Here is a 19583-nt window from a genome sequence, read left to right as displayed (position 1 = left end):
GGGTGCCTAGGGCATGCCGGATACTTGTCACTCGACGTGGCCCGCCGATGTTTTCGCAACCATTGTTACGAGTCGGTAAATTTTCTTCTCGTTCCGCGCACAACGCGCGACAAGTCTGCGGGTGCGCGGGGACATGCGGATTAGATGTTCCGCGTGTGGTTTGTTGTTTGCCGATATAGATTTGACGCAGGAAAAAGAGCGTTCGCTCGTCGTTGCAATATGCTCCCGGACCAGTTGCACTGGGTCGCAACTTGGATAATGGCGAGCGCTCTTGCGAACCGAATCGGTTGTCGGCATTCGTTCTCCGGTTCGGCAGCGGTTTATCCAGCCAAAGCATGTCGGGCCACCGCCGCAGCATCGTACCATTCAGGCGCGCGGGAAAGCCTGCCGGTAGCGTTGTTTGAGCTGTTCCATCGAAACGTGGGTGTACCGCTGGGTGGTACGCAACGAGGCGTGCCCGAGCATCTCCTGCACTTCACGCAGATCGGCGCCGCCGTCGAGCATATGGGTCGCGGCACTGTGCCGCAAGGCGTGCGGACTGATGTCCGGAACACCCGCCTTGCGAGCCTCGCGATGTACGACCTGCCGGACGATCCGCTGGTCGACCCGGCCGCCCCGGCGACCAAGGAACAACGCCTCACCGGAACGATCGCCTGCAAGCGCGGGGCGTCCGGCTTGCAGCCACTGGTCCAACGCACGCGCCGCCGGCGCTCCGAACGGAACGACACGCTGCTTATCCCCTTTGCCGGTGACGCGGACGGTTCGCTGGGCGAAATCGATGTCGGCAATGTCAATGCCGACAAGTTCCCCGACGCGGATGCCCGTCGCATAGAGCAGCTCCATCATCGCAGCGTCGCGGACGGCGATTGCATGGTCCGCAGGCGAACCGCCGGTCTGGTGCCGTTGACATTCCGGTTGTTGCCCACCGCGCTCCGATCGACGCTGTCCTTGCTGAGGTCCTTGCTGGTGTCCCTCTCGCGCCGCCCCTGCACTCCCCCGCGCTGTGTACGCATCCGCATCATCCATCAGGGTTTTCGCCTGTGCTTCGGTCAATACCGCCGGAAGCACGGAAGGGATTTTCGGGGTCATGAGCAGGGCAGCGGGGTCGCTGTCAATCAGCCCTTGATCCTGCGCCCAACGGAAGAAGCCACGGACCGCCACGGTCCTGCGCGCCATGCTGGAACGCGCGTATCCGCGGGCGCTTTCACTGGACATCCACGCCCGCAAATCGTCCACATTGACCCGATCGAGCGCTTCGAGGCCATCGATATTCATGGTGACGAGGCAGTCCAGCACATCGATGCGATACGCTTTCAGCGTATTGTCGCTGGCGGCGCGATTGACGCGAAGATCGTGGAGGAACTCGTCGATAACCGCTTCGATTTGGGCGCCGACGAGCTGCTCCATCTGTGACGAGGATTCCTTCTTGTCACAAGCCCGTCCGTCCGCTGCGCCACCTGACCGGCGAGCGCCCGGTTTGCGTCGTTCCCGTTCCATCTGTGTATACCTTCCGTCTGCCCGTATCTACTCGTTCACGCTCGTCCGCTTATCCTTGTTCGCCCATAATAGTTGCCATAGTACGCAGCCGCGATCTACGCCGATACGCGAACGGCCATAAGATGGGCACCGCGGCATATCCGCATATCCGCATATCCGTGGTGTTGACCGCAGGCCCGATCTGCGCGGAACCCCAGCAAGCGAGGAGACCATGTTCATCGTTCCACAACCCGAACCGCACAACACCGCGGGGAACACCGACGTCCCGCCCGCGAAGCGAGAGCCGCGCGACCTGTCCGGCGCCATCGGCGGGAGCGGGGTGCCGAGGCTTCCACGCGAGATTCCATCTGGTGCCCGCATCGTCGTCCGCACGAAGGCAGGTGCGGACCCGAACACCGGCAGAATGACGTATCGGGATTTTGTCGGGCATGTGCAGCAGTGGAACGGAACCACCCTGAAGATGATCCGCGACGCCGCCGCCAACGGGTCTCGCCCCGAACAGCAGGTCAGTATCGAGGCCGATAGCATCGTGCGGCTCAAGCCGGTTCCGGAACGCCCCGGCACAGCGGCACGTCGAAAGGCATCCGACAAGGCTTAGGAACGACCGCGCGCAAATCGGGAATTCAGATGCGAATCGCGCAATCAGACGACTTCTCCCAATATCCAACACCTGGTGTGGGCGTGCCCGGTCAACTCAACCATCGAGGCGGTCGGAACCGGGACACGAAACCGATGACGTGAAACTACAGGCAACCGGAACCAAAAACACAAAACCGGACACACACAACCACACGCCACTGGAATCGCAGGCCGTCCCGCGGATGTCGCATAATCAGGCAGGCAGATGTCACGCGCGCACTAGCGCAGCGGACACCACCGCCGGGCGGCGCTCGACCACCGCGACGGCATCCGAACGCCACCCCGTCACCTGCTCGCCGCGACGTGCCGATTCCAACAGTTGGTCACGCCACGTGGCGAGATTGAGCGGCATGTCCATCGTCACCGGCGTTTCCGCCTGAGTATTCGCGCGCACGCACGCCGCCTTGTAGTCGCGGAATGGTTGGCCGTGGGCGAAGAACTCTCCGATCTGCCGGTTGTCCCCGTCGTGCAACGCGTCAGCGACTGCGACAAGGCGATCGGCCATATGTCGCAACAGCGTTTCGACATTCTCGGCGTCCTCGTCGACCATGGCACGGGTTCGCTGCGGATCAGTCAACGCCACACGGGTCATGTCACGCCACGATCCTGCGGCGAGGGCTGCGGCGATATTGCGGTCGGGATTGTCCGTCAGCTCATTGATCAACGCCGTGGCGACCACATGCGGCATGTGAGAGATCAGCGCCGCGGCGCGATCATGCGTGCCGTCGTCGATGACGATGCACCGATTGGCGCACCCCTCGGTGATCATGCGCGCTACCACAAGGAAACGCCGGTAATCTGTCGATTCGTCCACGGTGATCGCCCACAAGGCATGGTCGAACAGGCTTGGATCGGAAGCCTCGAAGCCGGAACGCTCGGTTCCAGTCATCGGATGGGCGCCCACATAGCAGTTCCCCAGACCCGCGGCGACGACCTGCTGCCGCACCAAGGCTTTTACACTGCCGACATCGGTCAGGGTGGTCGTCGTGCGGTCGATGACCAGGGCAAGCCGGGAGAGCATCTGTGGCATGGCTTTCAGCGGATTGCACAATACGATGAGATCGGGGCGTGCACCGGGATGCCCGGCGAGTTCCTCGAGCGAGTCCACGCATACGATGCCGTCCCGTCTGGCCTGTTCATACGGGTGCGGACGATGGTTCCACGCAATCACCCGATACCCGTTGGCCGCCAGATGGCGTGCCAGGGAGCCACCGATCAGGCCCAATCCGACAATGCCGATTGTCATGCCCGTCTTGTCTGCCATCGTATCCGTCTCCCTTCCTCGTTCTGCCGTGTGCGCCATACTTGTCGAGTCTGCCGCGTTCGTCGAGCCTGCCGCATTCGCCGTATCGGTCGCGGCGAATGCCGAGCCCGTGATGCCCTCCGCATAGCCGCATGCTAACCGCCGCCCGGAATCATCACTCACCACAGCAACTCCCTTGCGGCATCAACACTGCTATCCCACGCCTCTGGAATGGCATGGGGGTCGAAGCACACTCCCCCTTGCGGCAGCATCCATTCATTGACCGGCGGATTCGGGCGCTCCCTGCGCGGGTAGACCGCTAGGGTCTTCACCCAGTCGCCATGTTCGACAACCTCGGTCAGCACACTGCGGAAATGCGGTTGCCATGGGGCCGCATCCACGGCAGCGACGAAACTGTAAGTCCCCGCATGCCCCTTGATCGGGCGGGAGATGAAGCTGGTCATATTCAGTCCGGCGTCACGTAACACGTCCAGGAGATTCGCCAGTACGCCGGGTCCTGTGCTCAACGGGATGAACGCGATGATCGTTTCGAACTCGCTGTTGCCGTCCGCCTTGACTTGCGCCATCAGCGAGGGCACATCATCCCGGCGGGCGAGAACAAGGAACTCGGTTCGAGCGCCGTGATAATCCTGCACATGGTGTTCCAGCGTGTCCAAATGGTATAATTCGCCGCAAATCGATGGGCCGAGCGCCACTTGGCCGTCACGCACGTCCCGGCAGGCGGCCGCGTTCGACGTGGCGGGCATGAGCGTGAGATGATGCCGGGCGATAAATCGCTGGCATTGTGCCAATCCGTGTGGGTGTGCAGTCGCTTCACGGAGCGCGACGCCTCGTTTCGCGCTCCCCTGTGGCACAAACGCGTCGAACACGACATCGACGCCGACATGGGCAAAGCCGACAACGTCATCCGCGTCGATCATCATATCGAGGTTCGGGACCACATACCCTTCGACATTGTTTTCCCACGCGATGACACCCCATCCCTCGCCGTCGCGCACATGCGCCATGACCTTGGGGATGGTGCTTTCCGGCATCGGAGTGATGTTCTCCGACAGCGATGCAAGCATCCGGCTTGCACACACCGCCGCCTGATGAGTGAATGAGCCTTGCGGGCCCAGATAATACAACGGGAGCGACTGGCGCCGACTTGCAGCCTCAAATGCGCGATTACCGTCGCAAACAGTGTTGTCGGTGATGTCTTGGCTCATTGGACTTCCTTGTCTTGCGCGGTGTTGCCGGTGTCTGTGCCATCGGCGGTGCCGCTTGCAGCCGCCGCGTGTGCCGCCGGCCGGATGTCGTCATCCACGGTGATACGGAACCATCGTTTGGGCAGGAACAGCAGGATGACTTGCACCACAATCATGCCGTACAGCCATATCATGCCGACATGCTCACTCCAGAACGGTACCGCCGAGGGGTCCCCGAACCCCACCGGCGCCAATGCGCCCGAACCACGTGGAGCCACCGCAAGCCCCCACGCGACAATCGAGGACGCCGCCACATGGACTCCCAGCCCCAGCGCGCCGGCGCGCGACCGCGCGCACCACGCGGACAGCACGATAACAAGCAATGCGAGGACCAGGCCGTACGGAATATTCGCGGACGCGCCCAGCCGATGCGCAAGCGTGCCGATCATGCCGACCGCGGCGCCAGCGAGCAGCGAAATGGTCATCCGTGTCGGATACGACTGGCGATGCGACCACGGCAGGTCGCGCCCCGAAGCTGGTGAAGAAGTCATATGTCCAGTATGCCTTCCCGCCGCGAAAAACGCCCCGCTGCTTCCACACCGGCGAATCCCTCGCGCTTGTACACCGCGAAACAACATCGCGAAAACGACGACGCCGTCTGCACCCAGACCATGCCGAGTGCAGACGGCGTCAGACCGTCAATCGTCTTCGCGTGTCAAGAGCGCGATGACGATGTCATGCCTTACTTGGCTGCCGCGTTGTTCTGGCGACGCTGCTTGGCGCGCCACTTGTACCATTCGTCGCGGCTAAGGATGATCTTGCGCACGCGGATGGCTTCCGGCGTCACCTCGACGCATTCGTCCTCGTTCGCGAAATCAAGCGATTCCTCGAGGCTCATCTTGATTGGCGGGGTGAGCGTTTCAAGCACGTCGGCGGTGGAGGAACGCATATTGGTCATATGCTTGGCCAACGTGATGTTGACATCGAGCTCGTCAGGCTTGTTGTTGATGCCGACGACCTGACCTTCGTAGACCGGGGACTGCGGCTCGACGAAGAACTGGCCGCGGGCCTGCAGACGCTGCATAGCGTACGGGGTGGCGACACCGGCGCGATCGGAGACCATAGAGCCGTTCTGGCGGGTCACGATCTCACCTGCCCACGGGGCGTAGCCAGCGGAGATGGAGCTCGCGATGCCTGTACCGCGCGTGGCGGACAACAGTGCGGTGCGGAAGCCGATCAGGCCACGGGACGGCACGGTGAATTCCAGGCGCACCCAGCCGGAACCGTGGTTGGTCATCGAATCCATACGGCCCTTGCGGTCGGCCAGCAGCTGCGTGACCGTACCCATGTACTCCTCGGGCACGTCGATGGTGGTGTTCTCCATCGGCTCGTTGATCTTGCCGTCGATCATCTTGGTGACCACCTGCGGGCGGCCGACGGTCAGCTCGTAACCTTCGCGGCGCATCTCCTCAGCGAGGACAGCCAGCGCGAGTTCGCCACGGCCCTGGACCTCCCACGCGTCAGGACGGTCAGTCGGCAGCACCTTGATGGACACGTTGCCGATGAGCTCGCGGTCGAGACGATCCTTGATCATACGGGCGGTAAGCTTGTGATCCTTGCCTTCACGGCCAGCCAGCGGGGAATCGTTGACGCCGAAAGTCATGGAGATCGCCGGATCGTCGACATGGATAAGCGGCAGCGGACGCGGGTCGTTCGGGTCGACGATGGTTTCGCCGATCATGATGTCGCTTACACCGGCGACAGCGACGATGTCGCCGGGGCCTGCGGATTCCACCGGGATGCGGTCCAGACCCTGCGTGCGCAGCAGTTCGGAGACACGGAAGTTCTCAATCGAGCCGTCCACGCGGGACAGGCCGTAGGTCTTGCCCTTCTCGAGCAAGCCGTTGTACACGCGCACGAGGCCGAGACGTCCGAGGAAGTCGGAGGAGTCGATGTTTGCGACATGGGCCTGCAGCGGTGCGCCCTCCTCGTACTGCGGGGCGGGGATGTTGGCGATAATCGATTCGAACAGCGGTTCGAGGTTGTCGTTGTCCGGCAGGGCGCCGTCGGCAGGCTGGTCGGCGGAAGCGTAGCCGACCTTCGCGGCGCAGTAGATGACCGGCAGGTCGAGCAGGGAGTCGAGATCAAGGTCGACGCCCTCCTCCATGACGTCCTGAGCCAGGCCGAGCAGCAGATCAGTGGATTCGCTGACGACTTCGGAGATGCGGGCGTCCGGACGGTCGGTCTTGTTAATGCACAGGATGACCGGCAGCTTCGCCTCGAGCGCCTTGCGCAGCACGAAACGGGTCTGCGGCAGCGGGCCTTCGGACGCGTCGACGAGCAGCACCACGCCGTCGACCATGGAAATACCGCGCTCGACCTCGCCGCCGAAATCGGCGTGGCCGGGAGTATCGATCACGTTGATGGTGATGCCGTTGGGCTCGCCGTACTTCGCGGCAAGGGGGCCGGTGTACTTGACCGCCGTGTTCTTGGCGAGGATGGTGATGCCTTTCTCGCGTTCCAAATCGTTGGAATCCATGACGCGGTCCGGGACCTCCTCACGTTCGTTGAAGACGTGGGACTGCTGGAGCATGGCGTTGACCAAGGTGGTCTTGCCGTGATCGACGTGCGCTACAATTGCCACATTACGGATATCACCGCGAACTGCCATCAATTACCTCTCTTAATTGCATGATTTGTCTACGTATCACTCTCGGATGCGGGAATCACCCACCTACCGCTTACACATAAACCGTCACAAGATTACCGGCGGACCACGACAGGTTGAATCGGCTGTCCGCGAAGCACACAGGCCGGCACGGCGACGGGCTACAACGCGCCAAGCTGCTCCCCCGCCGCCTCGCGGACCACTTGTCCTGCGTCGGCCGGCAGGAACGGGGCCAACGACGGCAAATCGTCCAACGAATCGAGGCCCATGTATTCGAGGAACAATCCGGTCGTCTCCAGCAACGCGGCGTGTGTCTGGGGATCCGCGCCATGTTCCTGCACCAATCCGCGCACGGTCAGCGATCGGATCACGCCGTCGGAATTGACGCCTCTGATGGAAGCGACCTGGGCGCGAGTCATCGGCTGCTTGTACGCGATGATGGCGAGCGCCTCGAGCGCCGCCTGCGACAGGCGGGAAGTTTGCCCGTCAGTAACGAACGCTCCGACAACCGGTTCGAACTCGCTGCGACTGACATACTGCCATCCACGAGCGCTGCTGCGCAAAGCAAAGCCTCGCGGGGCGATGCCGTGTTCGAGATCCCCGTCGTATTCGCGTCGGAGCGATTCGAGCGCGTCGCGGACATCCTTGGGATCGCAATGCAACGCGTGCGCTAGGTCCCGCTCCTGTTGCGGCCCGTCCGCAACCATCAGCACCGCTTCAAGGCACGCGGGCAATCCGCCGGGAAAATCATCCACTTGCCAAGCCTGCTGTAGCTTGTCCGAGCCACCCGGAGCCGCCGTGCCGCTCTGAGAGGCCATCTCACGCTTCGTATTGTCTTCGATCATGACATATCCTTCTCGCCAACCAATTGAGCAGTATCCCGCCCCGGCATCCACCTGACGAACAACGGTTCGAACGGCCCAGACTGGCGGTATTGCACGGCTCCCTGCTTGAAAAACACGAGAATGGCGAAGAACCGCGCGACCACCTCAAGCGTACCGTGTGCGTCCTCGCACAGCTTGGAGAACGCCATGCCCTCTCCGGCGGGCAAGGCGCGTAGGCGATCGCGAACCAACGTGGATTGCTCCCGCAAATCAACCAACGGCACATGCAATTGATGCGTTGCAACATGTTCCAGCGGCGCGTTCGTCAATGCCGCCGCGGCGATTCCCGCAAGCTCCTGCGGGGTGAGCGTCCACACCAATTGCGGCAGCATCGCGGCGAAAGCGGGGTCAGCGTTGCCAGGGTGGGCGTGGCGCGCGTTGTCATCCATCCGAACACGGAAATCGGACGCCGCCTGTTTGAACGCATGATATTGCAGCAGTCTAGCGAACAGGAGATCGCGTTCCCGCAATGCCTCCATGCTGCGTTCGTCCTGGGTGCCGTCTTCGTCATGCGGCAACAAGGCAGCGCTTTTCGCTTCGATGAGCACGGATGCCACATCGAGGAACGCACTCGCCTCATCCATATTGCGCTCAGTGTCGAGCGTGCGCACGTATGCAAGAAATTCTTCCGTGATGGCGGACAGGGACACTTCAGTCAGTTCGAGGCGTCTGTTGGCGATCATGCCCAACAGCACGTCGAACGGGCCAGCGTAGTTGTCCAGATTGACGGAGAAACCGTCCGCAGCCGGCATGTCCGCCATTGCCGTCATGGCCGGCGTACCGGTTTCATCACTTTGGACACCGTCCGACGCCTGCACCGACCCCTGCACGGATGGCGACTGCCCACTCACGGCGTATCCGCCAACGTTCAGGCGACGACTCCGCGCGCGACCATTTCGCGGGCGACTTCACGATATTCCTGTGCGGTTTTGTGGTTCGGCGCGTATATCGTAATCGGCGCGGCGGCGACTGTCGCATCGGGCAGTTTGATGGATCGGGAGATCACCGTATGGAACACCTTGTCGCCGAACGCCTCATAGATGCGCTGCAGCACTTCCTCAGAATGCAGGGTGCGTGTGTACATGGTGACCAGCACCCCGTCGATTTCAAGGGAAGGGTTGATGCGCGACTGGACTTTCTCGATGGACTGCATGAGCAGCGCCACGCCACGCAACGCGAAGAACTCAGCGGCAACCGGAATCATCACGCCGTCCGCCGCAGTCAGCGCGTTGACGGTGAGCAGACCGAGGGACGGCTGGCAGTCGATGATGATGAGATCGTATTCATCACGTACTTTGCGCAGTACGCTAGCGAGAATCTGCTCGCGACCCACTTCGGTGACCAATTGGACTTCCGCCGCAGACAAATCGATATTCGCGGGCATGACGTCAAGGTTCTTGAAATCCGTATGTTGGATGATGTCGTGCGGGTCGACGGACGGGTCGAACAGGGCGGTGTACACGGTGTTGTCCACGGTGTTCGCGTTGATGCCGAGACCGACCGTAGCCGCGCCCTGCGGGTCGAAATCGACGATCAGCACACGACGACCGTACTGGCTGAGCGCGCCGGCGATATTGATGGAGCTGGTGGTCTTGCCGACGCCGCCTTTCTGATTGCACATCGCGATAACGCGCGCAGGCCCGTGCTCGTGGCGCGGCTGTGGCGCAGGAAACGTCTCATATTCTCGTCCCAGTAAATCCGTTGGCATACCGTTCACTGTACCAAGCGGCGTGTCCACGTCCGGCTGCGTCTCACCCTCGGCATCCAACTCATCATCGTCGGATGTATGAATCGATTGCGTTGCGCCAGTATGCGTGCCCATAATCGGCAATAATCCCTGACGGGTGTCGCGCATCGGGGTCATCGTGTCATCCACGCCTGCTCCTTCCCGCGTATCCGCCGCGGATACGCCTGACGTGCGACCGCGTCGCCGCACACCGAACACCATCGTATCGCCCGCACGTCCCAGCGGCTGTATTATGTCGGACGGTCATCTCGCCCGTGGATGAGCGGTCATATACGTTTCCATCAATGTTTCCGGTGCGATATGCGTGTAGATTTGCGTGGTCGTGACCGACGCATGCCCCAGCAGTTCCTGCACGGTGCGCACATCGGCGCCACCTTGGATCAAATGCGTGGCGAAGGAATGGCGCAAGGTATGTGGGTGCAACGGACGGGCCAGATGCGCCCGCTCCCCCGCAATGCGTACGGCGTCCCAAGCGCTTTGCCGCGACAGGCGCTGGCCGCGGCGGTTGAGGAACACCGCCCGCAGCTCGGGCTGCTTGGCTTTGCTCGCGAGCGCAGGCCGACCGAGGTCTCGATACCGTTCCAATGCGTCACATGCGTAGCTGCCGATCGGCACCAGCCGCTGCTTTGACCCCTTGCCGGTGAGCCTGACCAGTCGGTCATCGAAGTCAATATCAGCGAAATCCACGCCCACGGCCTCGGAAATACGGGCACCGGTAGCATACAGGAATTCGAGCAACGCCTTGTCCCGCAAGACTACGGGATCTTGACTTCCGTGCATCGCCGCGGCATCCAATAATGTCGAGACCTCGTCGATTGTCAAAACGTCCGGCAGATGTGATCCGCCTTTCGGGGCGCGCACTTTCGCGGAGACATCGTCGCTGACAGCGCCACGCGATAATGCGAATCGGTGAAATTCGTGGATACTGGCGAGATGGCGCCGGCGGCTTGCCACGCTCTGGCCTTGCCTGGCAAGCGATTGCGCATAGGCTTGCACATCCTGCTGCCGAATTCCGTCCATCGAGCGGATGCCGTGATCTTCCATCCAGGTGATATAGCGATCGAGATCCGACCGGTAGGCATCGACGGTCGCGTCCGCGAGGCCGCGTTCCACGGCGATATGCCCGATGAACGCCGACAGCTGGTCGCGCAGCGATGACGACAGTGTCGTCGACGGATTCAATCGCTCAGCCATCGTCCCATCATCTCCCGTGCCGGTGTTGTGCCGGTGTACCTACATGTTCTGTGCTGTTGCATATGGTACAGGCACGGCAACACGACGACGGTTGTCCGTTCCTGCGTTCACCGCGCAAGTTCACCTGATCGAGCACCACGTCTCGGTTCCTGATGGGTGTCGGAGACAACGTGCTGCCAATACAACGGGCGGCTGACACTACGGGTTGCTAATACAACGCATTACTGATACAAACTGTCTGCACTGAGACCGGTCTTGGCATAGACAGTTTGTGAAGGTGGGCGACGGCACCCGATCCGTGACAGGACACCATCGCATCCGTCTCCGTCGGACACACATGCCGACCAACGGGCAGAACATACGACAATGCCCCGGCTCCTTAGAGGAGTCGGGGCATTGCGAGACGTTACAACGGTCAGCGGGGTTCAGACCTCCGCATCGCCGCTATGCTCACGGATGCGCTCAGGCAGCGACCGGGGCGTTCACATCAGCCGGCAGCGCAGCCTTGGCGGCGTCGACGATGGTCTTGAACGTGTCCGGATCGGAGACGGCGAGCTCGGCGAGAGCGCGACGGTCGAGTTCGATGCCGGCGAGACGCAGACCCTGCATGAAGCGGTTGTAGGTGATGCCTTCAGCGCGGACGGCGGCGTTGATGCGCTGGATCCACAGCTTGCGGAAGTCACCCTTACGCGCCTTACGGTCACGGTAGTTGTAGGTGAAGGAGTGCAGCAGCTGCTCCTTGGCCTTACGATACAGACGGGAGCGCTGGCCGCGATAGCCGGAAGCCCTCTCGAGAACGACGCGACGCTTCTTGTGGGCGTTGACTGCGCGCTTGACACGTGCCATAGTTATTTCCTCAGCTTTCTATTCGTCTAGTAACTCAACGGGCTTCGGCTCAGCGACCGAGCAGACCGCGCATCTTCTTCGCCTGCGACGTGGCCAGCACCTCGTCAGCGGACAGGTGACGGCGCTTCTTGGCCGACTTGTGCTCGAGGTTGTGGCGCATACCGGTGCCGGCGTGCATGAGCTTGCCCGAGCCGGTGACGCGGACGCGCTTGGAAGCGGCGGAATTGGTTTTCATCTTCGGCATTGCTGCCCTCCTTGTGATCATCTATCACATCGTGTTGGATAGCGTGGGCGAATGGGCTCGGCCCATCCGACACATTCATTTGGCTTACTTGGAAGGCTTGTCTTCCTTCTGTCCGCCGGAGGCGACAGCCTCTTTGGCGGCTTGGGCCGCCTTGGCCTTCGACTCCTGCTTGGCTGCGAGGCGAGCCGCCTGGCGTGCCTGGCGCTCCGCACGCGATTCGGCGCCGCGACGGCGCTGCTCGGACTGCGTGTGCACCTTCTTGCCCTTGGGCGCAAGCGTCATGATGATGTTGCGGCCCTCCTGCTTCGGCGCAGATTCAACCGTGCCGTAATCCTGTACCTCGTCAGCGAGCTTCTCGAGAAGCTCCACGCCGCCGATCGGTCGGGACTGCTCGCGGCCACGCAACATGATGGTGACCTTGACCTTGTCGCCGCCTTCAAGGAAGCGGATGACATGGCCCTTCTTCACCTCGAAGTCGTGGGCGTCGATCTTGAGACGGAAACGGATCTCCTTGATTTCGGCAGTGCTCTGATTTCGGCGCGCTTCACGGGCCTTGATCTTCTCGTTGTACTTGTACTTGCCGTAATCAATGAGCTTGGCCACCGGAGGCTTCGCGTTCGGTGCCACCTCGACGAGATCGAGGTTCGCTTCCTTCGCCAAGTTCAGCGCAACCGTGGTCGCGATGACGCCGACCTGCTCGCCGTTCGGGCCAATCAGGCGCACTTGGGAGACGCGAATCTCGTCGTTAATGCGTGGTTCGTCGCTAATGATGACTCCAATCCTCATATTTCCTGAAGCGGATTCCCCTCAGAACCGTTCGCGGCGAGTTCATGGAAGACACTGACGCAATCTCGTCATACGAACCCGTACAACCAAATCGTCATTCAACAATGCGTTGACACGCATCAAGGTCTAGCCTTGAACCCGAAACCACGACAGGCTTCCAGGTGGGGTTAACACCCGCTTTCTTGATTTCTCAAGCCGGTGCAATAGCTTAGCACATGGCCGGACCAAATGCAGCCGCGTGTCGCGACCTCGTTGCGAGCGATGTCCAGGCAACGCAACTCCCCGGCGGACTCAAGTCCCGCGATCCGACCGGCCGCCATTATACTGGTCGCAGATCAGGAAGGAGGCCCCATGGAACAGGAACGCCAGCGACGCCAGCAACCGCGCGACACCGACATTGCGGCTACGACATGCGTCGTTTTCGCGGCAGGCACGTATTTCGGCGGACGTCCTTCGGTCCCGCCGAACGCATTCGTCATCGCCGCCGACGGCGGTCTCGACCACGCACATGCCCTGGGCATCCGCGCGGATGCGGTCATCGGCGACTTCGATTCCATCAGCGGGCCGGTTCCAGAACAATCCGGCACCATCCGCCTACCTGAAGAGAAAGACGATCCTGATTTGTTGTCCGCCTTGAAAGTCGGTTGGGCCAAGGGCGCCCGGACTTTTCATATATATGGTGCGCTCGGCGGGCGTGTCGATCATTCCATCGCCAATATCCAGATCCTTGCACGTCTGGCAGCCCACGGCGGCATCGGCTACCTGTTCGGCGACGACACCGTCGTCACCGCGATATCGGACGGTTCGCTCTCCTTTTCCGCGGATGCCGCGACACGCGGCGCCGGGCACATGGTATCGGTGTTCTCGCACAGCGACCAATCGACCGACGTCACCGAACGCGGCCTCAAGTATCGTCTCGAACACGCCACTATGCTCAACGACACGGTCCAAGGCGTCAGCAACGAGTTCCTGACCGCCACCCCCGCGGTCGTCAGCGTCGGCTCCGGCACGCTGATCGTCACGTTCCCCATCGAAGCGGGACTGCCCCATGTCGAGCGTCTGCACGCATTCAGCGGCGACCTGGGCGCGTTGAGCACCGCAGTGTCCGCAGCGCTTGCGACACCGCGTCAATCGGCGTGACGATGACCACGATTGCAGGGAATCACCCGGGGTCTTCGCGCCAACGAAACCGTTCGCCACGGTCTGCAAGCATCTTGCGAAAACTAACGTTTGCAATGGCCGATAACGTTCAGCAACGTTGCACAGGACACTCATGGAAATCACATAACAGTTGCGCCTTCAGCATGATTGCTGCCCCGACATTCGTACACCGTGAGCATTACAGTGGGTAGCGTTGGTAAACAATGGCCGAGGTGTGTGCCCGCTTACGCCCGCGCACGCCGAAGCCTGATCCCTAAGGGAGATATACATGACAGTAAAGATTGGTATCAACGGCTTCGGCCGTATCGGTCGTCTTGCGTTCCGCCGCATCTTCGAGCTGCAGGCTCGTGGTGGTCAGGCCGGTGACATCGAGGTCGCAGCCATCAACGATCTGACGACCCCGTCCATGCTGGCTTACCTGCTGAAGTACGACAGCACCCACGGCACCTTCCGTCATGACGATGGCACCCCGGTCGAGGTCACCTCCACCGATCACTCCATCATCGTGGACGGCAAGGAATACACCGTGTACGCCGAGAAGGACGCCAACAACATCCCGTGGGTCAAGAACGACGGTGTTGAGTACGTGCTCGAGTGCACCGGCTTCTACACCTCCGCCGAGAAGTCCCAGGCGCACATCAACGCTGGTGCCAAGAAGGTCCTGATCTCCGCTCCGGCCAAGGACGAGACCACCCCGACCGTTGTGTACGGCGTGAACCATAAGATCCTGAAGCCGACCGACACCATCGTGTCCGCCGGTTCCTGCACCACCAACTCCATGGCCGCCATGGTCAAGCTGCTGAACGACAAGTTCGGCATCAAGGCTGGCTTCATGACCACCATCCACGCCTACACCGGCACCCAGATGCTGCTCGACGGCCCGCGCTTCCCGAAGGCCCGCAACAACCGCGCCGCTGCGATCAACACGATTCCGCATTCCACCGGCGCCGCGAAGGCCATCGGCAAGGTCGTCCCGGAGGTCAACGGCAAGCTCCAGGGCCATGCCCAGCGCATCCAGGTCCCGGATGGCTCCGTCACCGAGCTGACCACCGTTCTCGAGAAGGCCGCAACCGTTGACGAGATCAACGAAGCCTTCAAGGAAGCCTTCTCCGACACCGATTACTACGGCTACAATGCCGACGGCATCGTGTCCTCCGACATCATCGGCGACACCCACGGTGGCGTGTTCGATCCGACGCAGACCGACGTCAACACCGTTGACGGCCTGACGCTGGCTCGTACCGTCTCCTGGTACGACAACGAGTACGGCTTCACCTCCAACATGATCCGTACCCTGCTGTACTTCGCTGAGCTCAACAAGTGAGCTTAGCTTAGCGTTCCAGCGCTGAACAACCCCTCGGAAGCGATTCCGAGGGGTTTTTCTTATGCCGCCCGTCAACCGGTGGTGCAAGCATGTGGGGCATGGGCAAGAAGAAACACAACGACAAAGGCATGGGCTCGACTCCGGCAACCCTGCAACTGGAACGCGCCGGCGTGGAGTTCAAACTGTATGAATACGACCACTCGAACGACCACATGGATGAAGGGTATGGCGTCGAGGCGGCGGAAAAACTCGGTCTCAACCCCAAGCAGGTGTTCAAAACCCTGATGGCAGATACCGGCAAGGAGCGCGTAATCGGTGTCGTCCCGGTCAGCGGCCATATGGATTTGAAGGCCCTGGCGGCAGCGGTCGGTGCGAAGAAAGCAGCGATGGCCGACCCGAAAGTCGCGATGCGTGAAAGCGGCTATGTGGTCGGCGGCATCTCCCCGCTCGGCCAGCGCACCCGGCATAAAACCGTGCTGGATGACAGCGCCCTGCAATTCGATGAAATCCTTGTGTCCGGTGGCAAGCGCGGCCTAAGCGTCGGCGTCAATCCGCACGATCTGGTCGCTGTGCTCAACGCGACGACCGCGCCGATCGGCACGTGGTGACGGCTACGCCGACGCACCCCGCCGCGGCCTAGCGCGCGGCTATGCTCCCCATACGTTTGTGCTTTCCTCGCGCTTGCGCTTCCCTATCGCTTGCGCAATGCTGCGGGGAGTACAAAATGCATGCTCTCCTTGACAGTCTCGACATAGGAGACATCGGTGAATCCAAGCGGCCGAAGCGCCTCGACCACGCCGCCGACCAGCGAATCAGGCACCGAGGCGCCCGAGGAAACACCGACCGTGTCAACGCCCTCGAACCAAGCCGGATCCATTTCCGCGGCATCATCGACGCGGTGAGCGCGCCCCCGCTCCCCCAGCGCTTCCTGGGCGACTTCCATCAGCCGCACTGAATTCGACGAGTTCGCCGACCCGACGATGACCACGCATTGCGCCCGTTCGGCAACCGTTTTCACCGCGGTCTGCCGGTTCTGCGTTGCATAGCAGATGTCTGAGCTCGGCGGCTCCTCAATCCAATCAAAGCGCTGCTTGAGCGCCGCCACCACGCCGGCGGTCTCATCGACGCTCAACGTGGTCTGAGTGAGCAGCACCAGCTTCTGCCCTGGCCGGAAATCGAGATCAGCGACATCATCCTCATGTTCGATCAGATGGACATGCTCCGGCGACTCCCCCACCACGCCGACGGCCTCATCATGCCCGCGATGCCCGATATACACGATCTCATAGCCCTCACGGACGAACCGCAGCACCTCACGATGGACTTTGCTCACCAACGGGCAGGTCGCGTCGACGATGAACATGCCGCGCCGCTTGGCTTCCGCCTGCACTTGCGGCGACACGCCATGCGCGGAGAACACCACCGGCACACCCGCGGCGACCGCATCATCGGGGATTTCGGACAGTTCCTCGACAAACACCGCGCCTTGGGCAGCAAGATCGTCGACCACATGGCGATTGTGCACAATCTGGCGGCGCACATACACCGGCGGCAGGCCGCTGTGCGGGTGCGCGGTTTTCACGATGGTCTGCACGGTGGCGATTGCACGGTCAACGCCGGCGCAGAACCCCCTCGGATCAGCCAGAATAATATGCTTGCCGTCGCCGCTCATACCGCTTGCCGCTCCCATCTGTGTCTCAACGCGTTTGCGCACCCCGTTCGAGGCACCATTCATCGTAATGCCTGCCACCATCGTCAACACGGTTTCGGCGAGCCTCACGCAGTTCGTGCACAACACGCCGCCCGTGACCATATTGCGTGCCGTGCGACGTGTGGTATACAACACTATGCGCCCATCGCGATAACATGGAATCCAGCGACCCGCGCCGAAGCGGTGGCATCCGCAGCGGCGCATATGTTTAGCGGACAGGAGTCAGGGCATGTTCCCACCAAGGACAGGACAGCAGTATCATCTCGTATTCGGCAGGTATGAGGCGACCGTCACCGAGCAAGGCGCGGCATTGCGCAGCCTCACTCTCGAAGGCAAGGACATCATCGTGCCGTTCGATGAAGACGATATTCCTAATTGCTGCCGCGGACAGCTGCTCATCCCCTTCCCCAACCGTATCGAAGACGGCGAATACGAGTTCGAAGGAACACAGTATGTGCTGCCGATCGACGAGCATGAACGCCATAACGCGATTCACGGGTACGGCTACCGCGCGTATTGGACGCGGCTTGCGCGCACGGACAACAGTGTCAGTCTGCAATGGCGTGCGCCCGCATTGGAAGGCTACCCGTTCGACGTGGTCGTCACCGCGGATTACCGACTAGACGAACACGGCCTGTCCCTGACGCTCAGCGCGCTGAACAACGGCTCGACCGACGCACCGTGGGCCGCTGCGATGCACCCTTGGCTGGCCAACGGACGGTACAGCACCGGAGACGCAATCGAGCAGGACAATGCCGAATGCCATCTGCGCGTGCAGGCAGACACGCACGTCGTTGCCGATGACAGGCTCCTGCCGCGAGGAACGGAACCCGTGGACGACACCATCTACGATCTGCGCGACAACCCGACCTTGGAAGGGCGGCCTTTCGACGACGCCTGGACCGACCTGCATCATGATGAAGATGGCAATGCATCCGCCGTGTTCACTCGCCCGGACGGCATGACCATCACCGTCAGCGGCGGCCCGACCATCACGTCGTTCCAAGTGTGCACAGGAACCGGCTTCCCCGAGGCAATCCGCCCGCAAGGTGTCGCCGTAGAACCCCAGACCGCATACGCGAACGCCTTCCGCAGCGGCAAGGATCTCATCGTCATCAAGCCGGGCGATACAAGTGTCACGAGCATCCGCATCTCTGCGGAACAACGCTGAATCCTGGTCGGACAACGCTGAAGCGGCCCGTCGATTTGTAAACGTCCCGCCGATGTGCGATAATCCCGTAGGCTTACCAATCTTTAGCAAAGGAGTCCATTATGGGTATGCGTGGACGCAAGCGCAAGGCACGTCGCAAAAAAGCCGCTAATCACGGCAAAAGGCCAAATGCCTGAGTTGCGCTGACGGATGTCGCGACACGCCGGTCTACGGTGGCGGCATCCGCGACATCGCATTGCAGCACAAGCTGCATGAACCCTGTGGGTGAAGACATGAATATCGCCCGCAGGGTTTTTCTTTGCCGCAAATCGTTGGGGTTCGTAATTATCGGGTGTCCGTGACGAACAGGGGTATTGCGGGAAGTGTGTCTGGTGGCGGCATGCAGAAGCCAATCAAAGGTTCTGGTCGTCGTGTTTCGCGCACATTCTGCATGCCATGGCATACGTGACTTGTCGAACCCCACCGGGACGCTGCGCGTCGGGCCCGTATTCGGCGGGTTGCGTATGCCGGGACATACACGGTCCGGTGTAATGACTCCCAGACAGGGCAGGACGACTTCCATCCGACACGAAACGTATGCCGAAACATACGCAACCCAACATTTCAGCAACGGGTATCAGCCGACAACCCAGTCAACACGGCGAATTTCCGCGCGACGGTGGTTCAATGCGCGTCGGGGTATGTGGGGAAGGTCCAGCCTTCGGGGACAGACAAATCGGTGACCGTCACAATCTCCGTGCCAGGCACCCGCACACGGCGTACCACCACCGTGCCGCCAGTCGGGCGCGGGGCATCAGCGTGGCGTACGACGTCATCGGGCTGCAGATCTGTGACATGCCCATCAACGCCGTCGGCGACATGGAGGTCACGGGCGTCGCGAACATCACGCGCATCACGGACATCCTCATGCCCGCATTCCTCTTCACGGCAGCAAGCATCCAAGGTACGATGCAACCGCTCGATCAGACATTCCGGCGCCGCCTGCGGACGCAGATAGGAACGCATCATCGCGATGAGCGCCCTCTCCTGCGCATCGCAACAGGATTCGGGATCGAAACACTCATGCCCGCCGTCACGCGCGGCTTCAACGCCTTCGGGATCGCCGTCCTCGCCCGAGAACGAACCAATCTGCGCGATATGCACATCAGTGCGCGTCACGCCTTCGCGGGTATGGCGGGTGATGGAGATATGGCTATGATGCTCATACTGATTCATGCCGACTCCTTCCTGCGATGCCCGCGGCATGCTGGCTTACATGTG

General features: G+C 61.5%; 19 protein-coding genes and 1 pseudogene. 6 read left to right on the top strand and 14 right to left on the bottom strand.

Going from position 1 to position 19583, the window contains the following annotated elements; all coding sequences use genetic code 11:
* Nucleotides 1-366 precede the first annotated feature (366 nt).
* Nucleotides 367-1407, bottom strand: coding sequence for a tyrosine recombinase XerC (locus ACZ41G_RS02685; protein WP_412171144.1), 1041 nt, complete (start codon nucleotides 1405-1407; stop codon nucleotides 367-369).
* A 409-nt stretch (nucleotides 1408-1816) separates the two neighbouring features.
* Between ACZ41G_RS02685 and ACZ41G_RS02680 the strand changes: the two genes are divergently transcribed.
* A complete protein-coding gene (locus ACZ41G_RS02680; protein WP_029576521.1) occupies nucleotides 1817-2095 on the top strand; it encodes a DUF6725 family protein in 279 nt (92 codons plus the stop codon).
* A gap of 249 nt (nucleotides 2096-2344) precedes the next feature.
* Here the strand turns inward: ACZ41G_RS02680 and ACZ41G_RS02675 are convergent, their stop codons facing one another.
* From ACZ41G_RS02675 to infC, 11 genes are all read right to left on the bottom strand, one after another.
* Nucleotides 2345-3439, bottom strand: a complete 1095-nt coding sequence (locus ACZ41G_RS02675; RefSeq protein ID WP_464146198.1) for a prephenate dehydrogenase — start codon at nucleotides 3437-3439, stop codon at nucleotides 2345-2347.
* Nucleotides 3440-3558: 119 nt separating this feature from the next.
* On the bottom strand, nucleotides 3559-4608 hold the full coding sequence (locus ACZ41G_RS02670) for a prephenate dehydratase (RefSeq protein WP_152570312.1): 1050 nt from the start codon (nucleotides 4606-4608) through the stop codon (nucleotides 3559-3561).
* A complete protein-coding gene (locus tag ACZ41G_RS02665) occupies nucleotides 4605-5138 on the bottom strand; it encodes an alcohol dehydrogenase (RefSeq protein WP_441481643.1) in 534 nt (177 codons plus the stop codon). The genes ACZ41G_RS02670 and ACZ41G_RS02665 overlap by 4 nt, the downstream gene beginning before the upstream one ends.
* Nucleotides 5139-5329: 191 nt before the next feature.
* Complete coding sequence (gene typA / locus ACZ41G_RS02660) at nucleotides 5330-7258, bottom strand: translational GTPase TypA (RefSeq protein WP_033505208.1); 1929 nt, start codon at nucleotides 7256-7258, stop codon at nucleotides 5330-5332.
* Nucleotides 7259-7416: 158 nt separating this feature from the next.
* Nucleotides 7417-8100, bottom strand: a complete 684-nt coding sequence (gene scpB / locus ACZ41G_RS02655; protein ID WP_464145788.1) for an SMC-Scp complex subunit ScpB — start codon at nucleotides 8098-8100, stop codon at nucleotides 7417-7419.
* On the bottom strand, nucleotides 8097-8909 hold the full coding sequence (locus ACZ41G_RS02650) for a segregation and condensation protein A (protein WP_321046819.1): 813 nt from the start codon (nucleotides 8907-8909) through the stop codon (nucleotides 8097-8099). Before ACZ41G_RS02650 ends, scpB begins: the two co-directional genes overlap by 4 nt.
* A 98-nt stretch (nucleotides 8910-9007) precedes the next feature.
* Nucleotides 9008-9847: a ParA family protein gene (locus ACZ41G_RS02645; RefSeq protein ID WP_029576527.1), complete on the bottom strand. Its 840-nt coding sequence runs from the start codon at nucleotides 9845-9847 to the stop codon at nucleotides 9008-9010.
* A 282-nt stretch (nucleotides 9848-10129) separates the two neighbouring features.
* A complete protein-coding gene (xerD, locus tag ACZ41G_RS02640; RefSeq protein ID WP_464145786.1) occupies nucleotides 10130-11080 on the bottom strand; it encodes a site-specific tyrosine recombinase XerD in 951 nt (316 codons plus the stop codon).
* Nucleotides 11081-11542: 462 nt separating this feature from the next.
* On the bottom strand, nucleotides 11543-11926 hold the full coding sequence (rplT, locus tag ACZ41G_RS02635) for a 50S ribosomal protein L20 (protein WP_033492307.1): 384 nt from the start codon (nucleotides 11924-11926) through the stop codon (nucleotides 11543-11545).
* Between the two features lie 49 nt (nucleotides 11927-11975).
* The gene (gene rpmI / locus ACZ41G_RS02630; protein ID WP_015450200.1) at nucleotides 11976-12170 is read right to left on the bottom strand and encodes a 50S ribosomal protein L35; all 195 of its coding nucleotides are present in this window, start codon (nucleotides 12168-12170) and stop codon (nucleotides 11976-11978) included.
* An 84-nt stretch (nucleotides 12171-12254) separates the two neighbouring features.
* Nucleotides 12255-12956, bottom strand: a complete 702-nt coding sequence (infC, locus tag ACZ41G_RS02625; protein ID WP_033505203.1) for a translation initiation factor IF-3 — start codon at nucleotides 12954-12956, stop codon at nucleotides 12255-12257.
* A gap of 351 nt (nucleotides 12957-13307) precedes the next feature.
* On the opposite strand from infC, the gene ACZ41G_RS02620 reads away from it, so the two are divergent.
* From ACZ41G_RS02620 to ybaK, 3 genes are all read left to right on the top strand, one after another.
* Nucleotides 13308-14096 carry a thiamine diphosphokinase gene (locus ACZ41G_RS02620; protein ID WP_321046411.1) on the top strand — a complete coding sequence of 263 codons (789 nt, stop codon included), beginning with the start codon at nucleotides 13308-13310 and terminating at the stop codon, nucleotides 14094-14096.
* A gap of 289 nt (nucleotides 14097-14385) precedes the next feature.
* Nucleotides 14386-15441 (top strand): type I glyceraldehyde-3-phosphate dehydrogenase, encoded by a 1056-nt coding sequence (gap, locus tag ACZ41G_RS02615; RefSeq protein ID WP_029576532.1) that lies wholly within the window; start codon nucleotides 14386-14388, stop codon nucleotides 15439-15441.
* Nucleotides 15442-15539: 98 nt separating this feature from the next.
* Complete coding sequence (gene ybaK / locus ACZ41G_RS02610) at nucleotides 15540-16049, top strand: Cys-tRNA(Pro) deacylase (protein WP_033492368.1); 510 nt, start codon at nucleotides 15540-15542, stop codon at nucleotides 16047-16049.
* Between the two features lie 83 nt (nucleotides 16050-16132).
* On the opposite strand, the gene ACZ41G_RS02605 is transcribed toward ybaK, so the two are convergent.
* Nucleotides 16133-17113 (bottom strand): 4-hydroxy-3-methylbut-2-enyl diphosphate reductase, encoded by a 981-nt coding sequence (locus ACZ41G_RS02605; protein ID WP_464146195.1) that lies wholly within the window; start codon nucleotides 17111-17113, stop codon nucleotides 16133-16135.
* 268 nt (nucleotides 17114-17381) lie between these two features.
* Between ACZ41G_RS02605 and ACZ41G_RS02600 the strand changes: the two genes are divergently transcribed.
* Complete coding sequence (locus ACZ41G_RS02600; protein ID WP_464145783.1) at nucleotides 17382-18323, top strand: aldose 1-epimerase family protein; 942 nt, start codon at nucleotides 17382-17384, stop codon at nucleotides 18321-18323.
* Nucleotides 18324-18424: 101 nt separating this feature from the next.
* The gene (locus ACZ41G_RS02595; protein WP_369803150.1) at nucleotides 18425-18499 is read left to right on the top strand and encodes a 50S ribosomal protein bL37; all 75 of its coding nucleotides are present in this window, start codon (nucleotides 18425-18427) and stop codon (nucleotides 18497-18499) included.
* A 739-nt stretch (nucleotides 18500-19238) separates the two neighbouring features.
* On the opposite strand, the pseudogene ACZ41G_RS02590 reads toward ACZ41G_RS02595, so the two are convergent.
* Nucleotides 19239-19538: pseudogene (locus ACZ41G_RS02590) on the bottom strand (hypothetical protein); the annotation flags it as partial.
* Nucleotides 19539-19583: the final 45 nt, after the last annotated feature.

The sequence above is a fragment of the Bifidobacterium porcinum genome (assembly GCF_055378475.1).
Note: the sequence above shows the minus strand (reverse complement) of the source record. Positions and strands in the feature narration are given on the sequence as shown.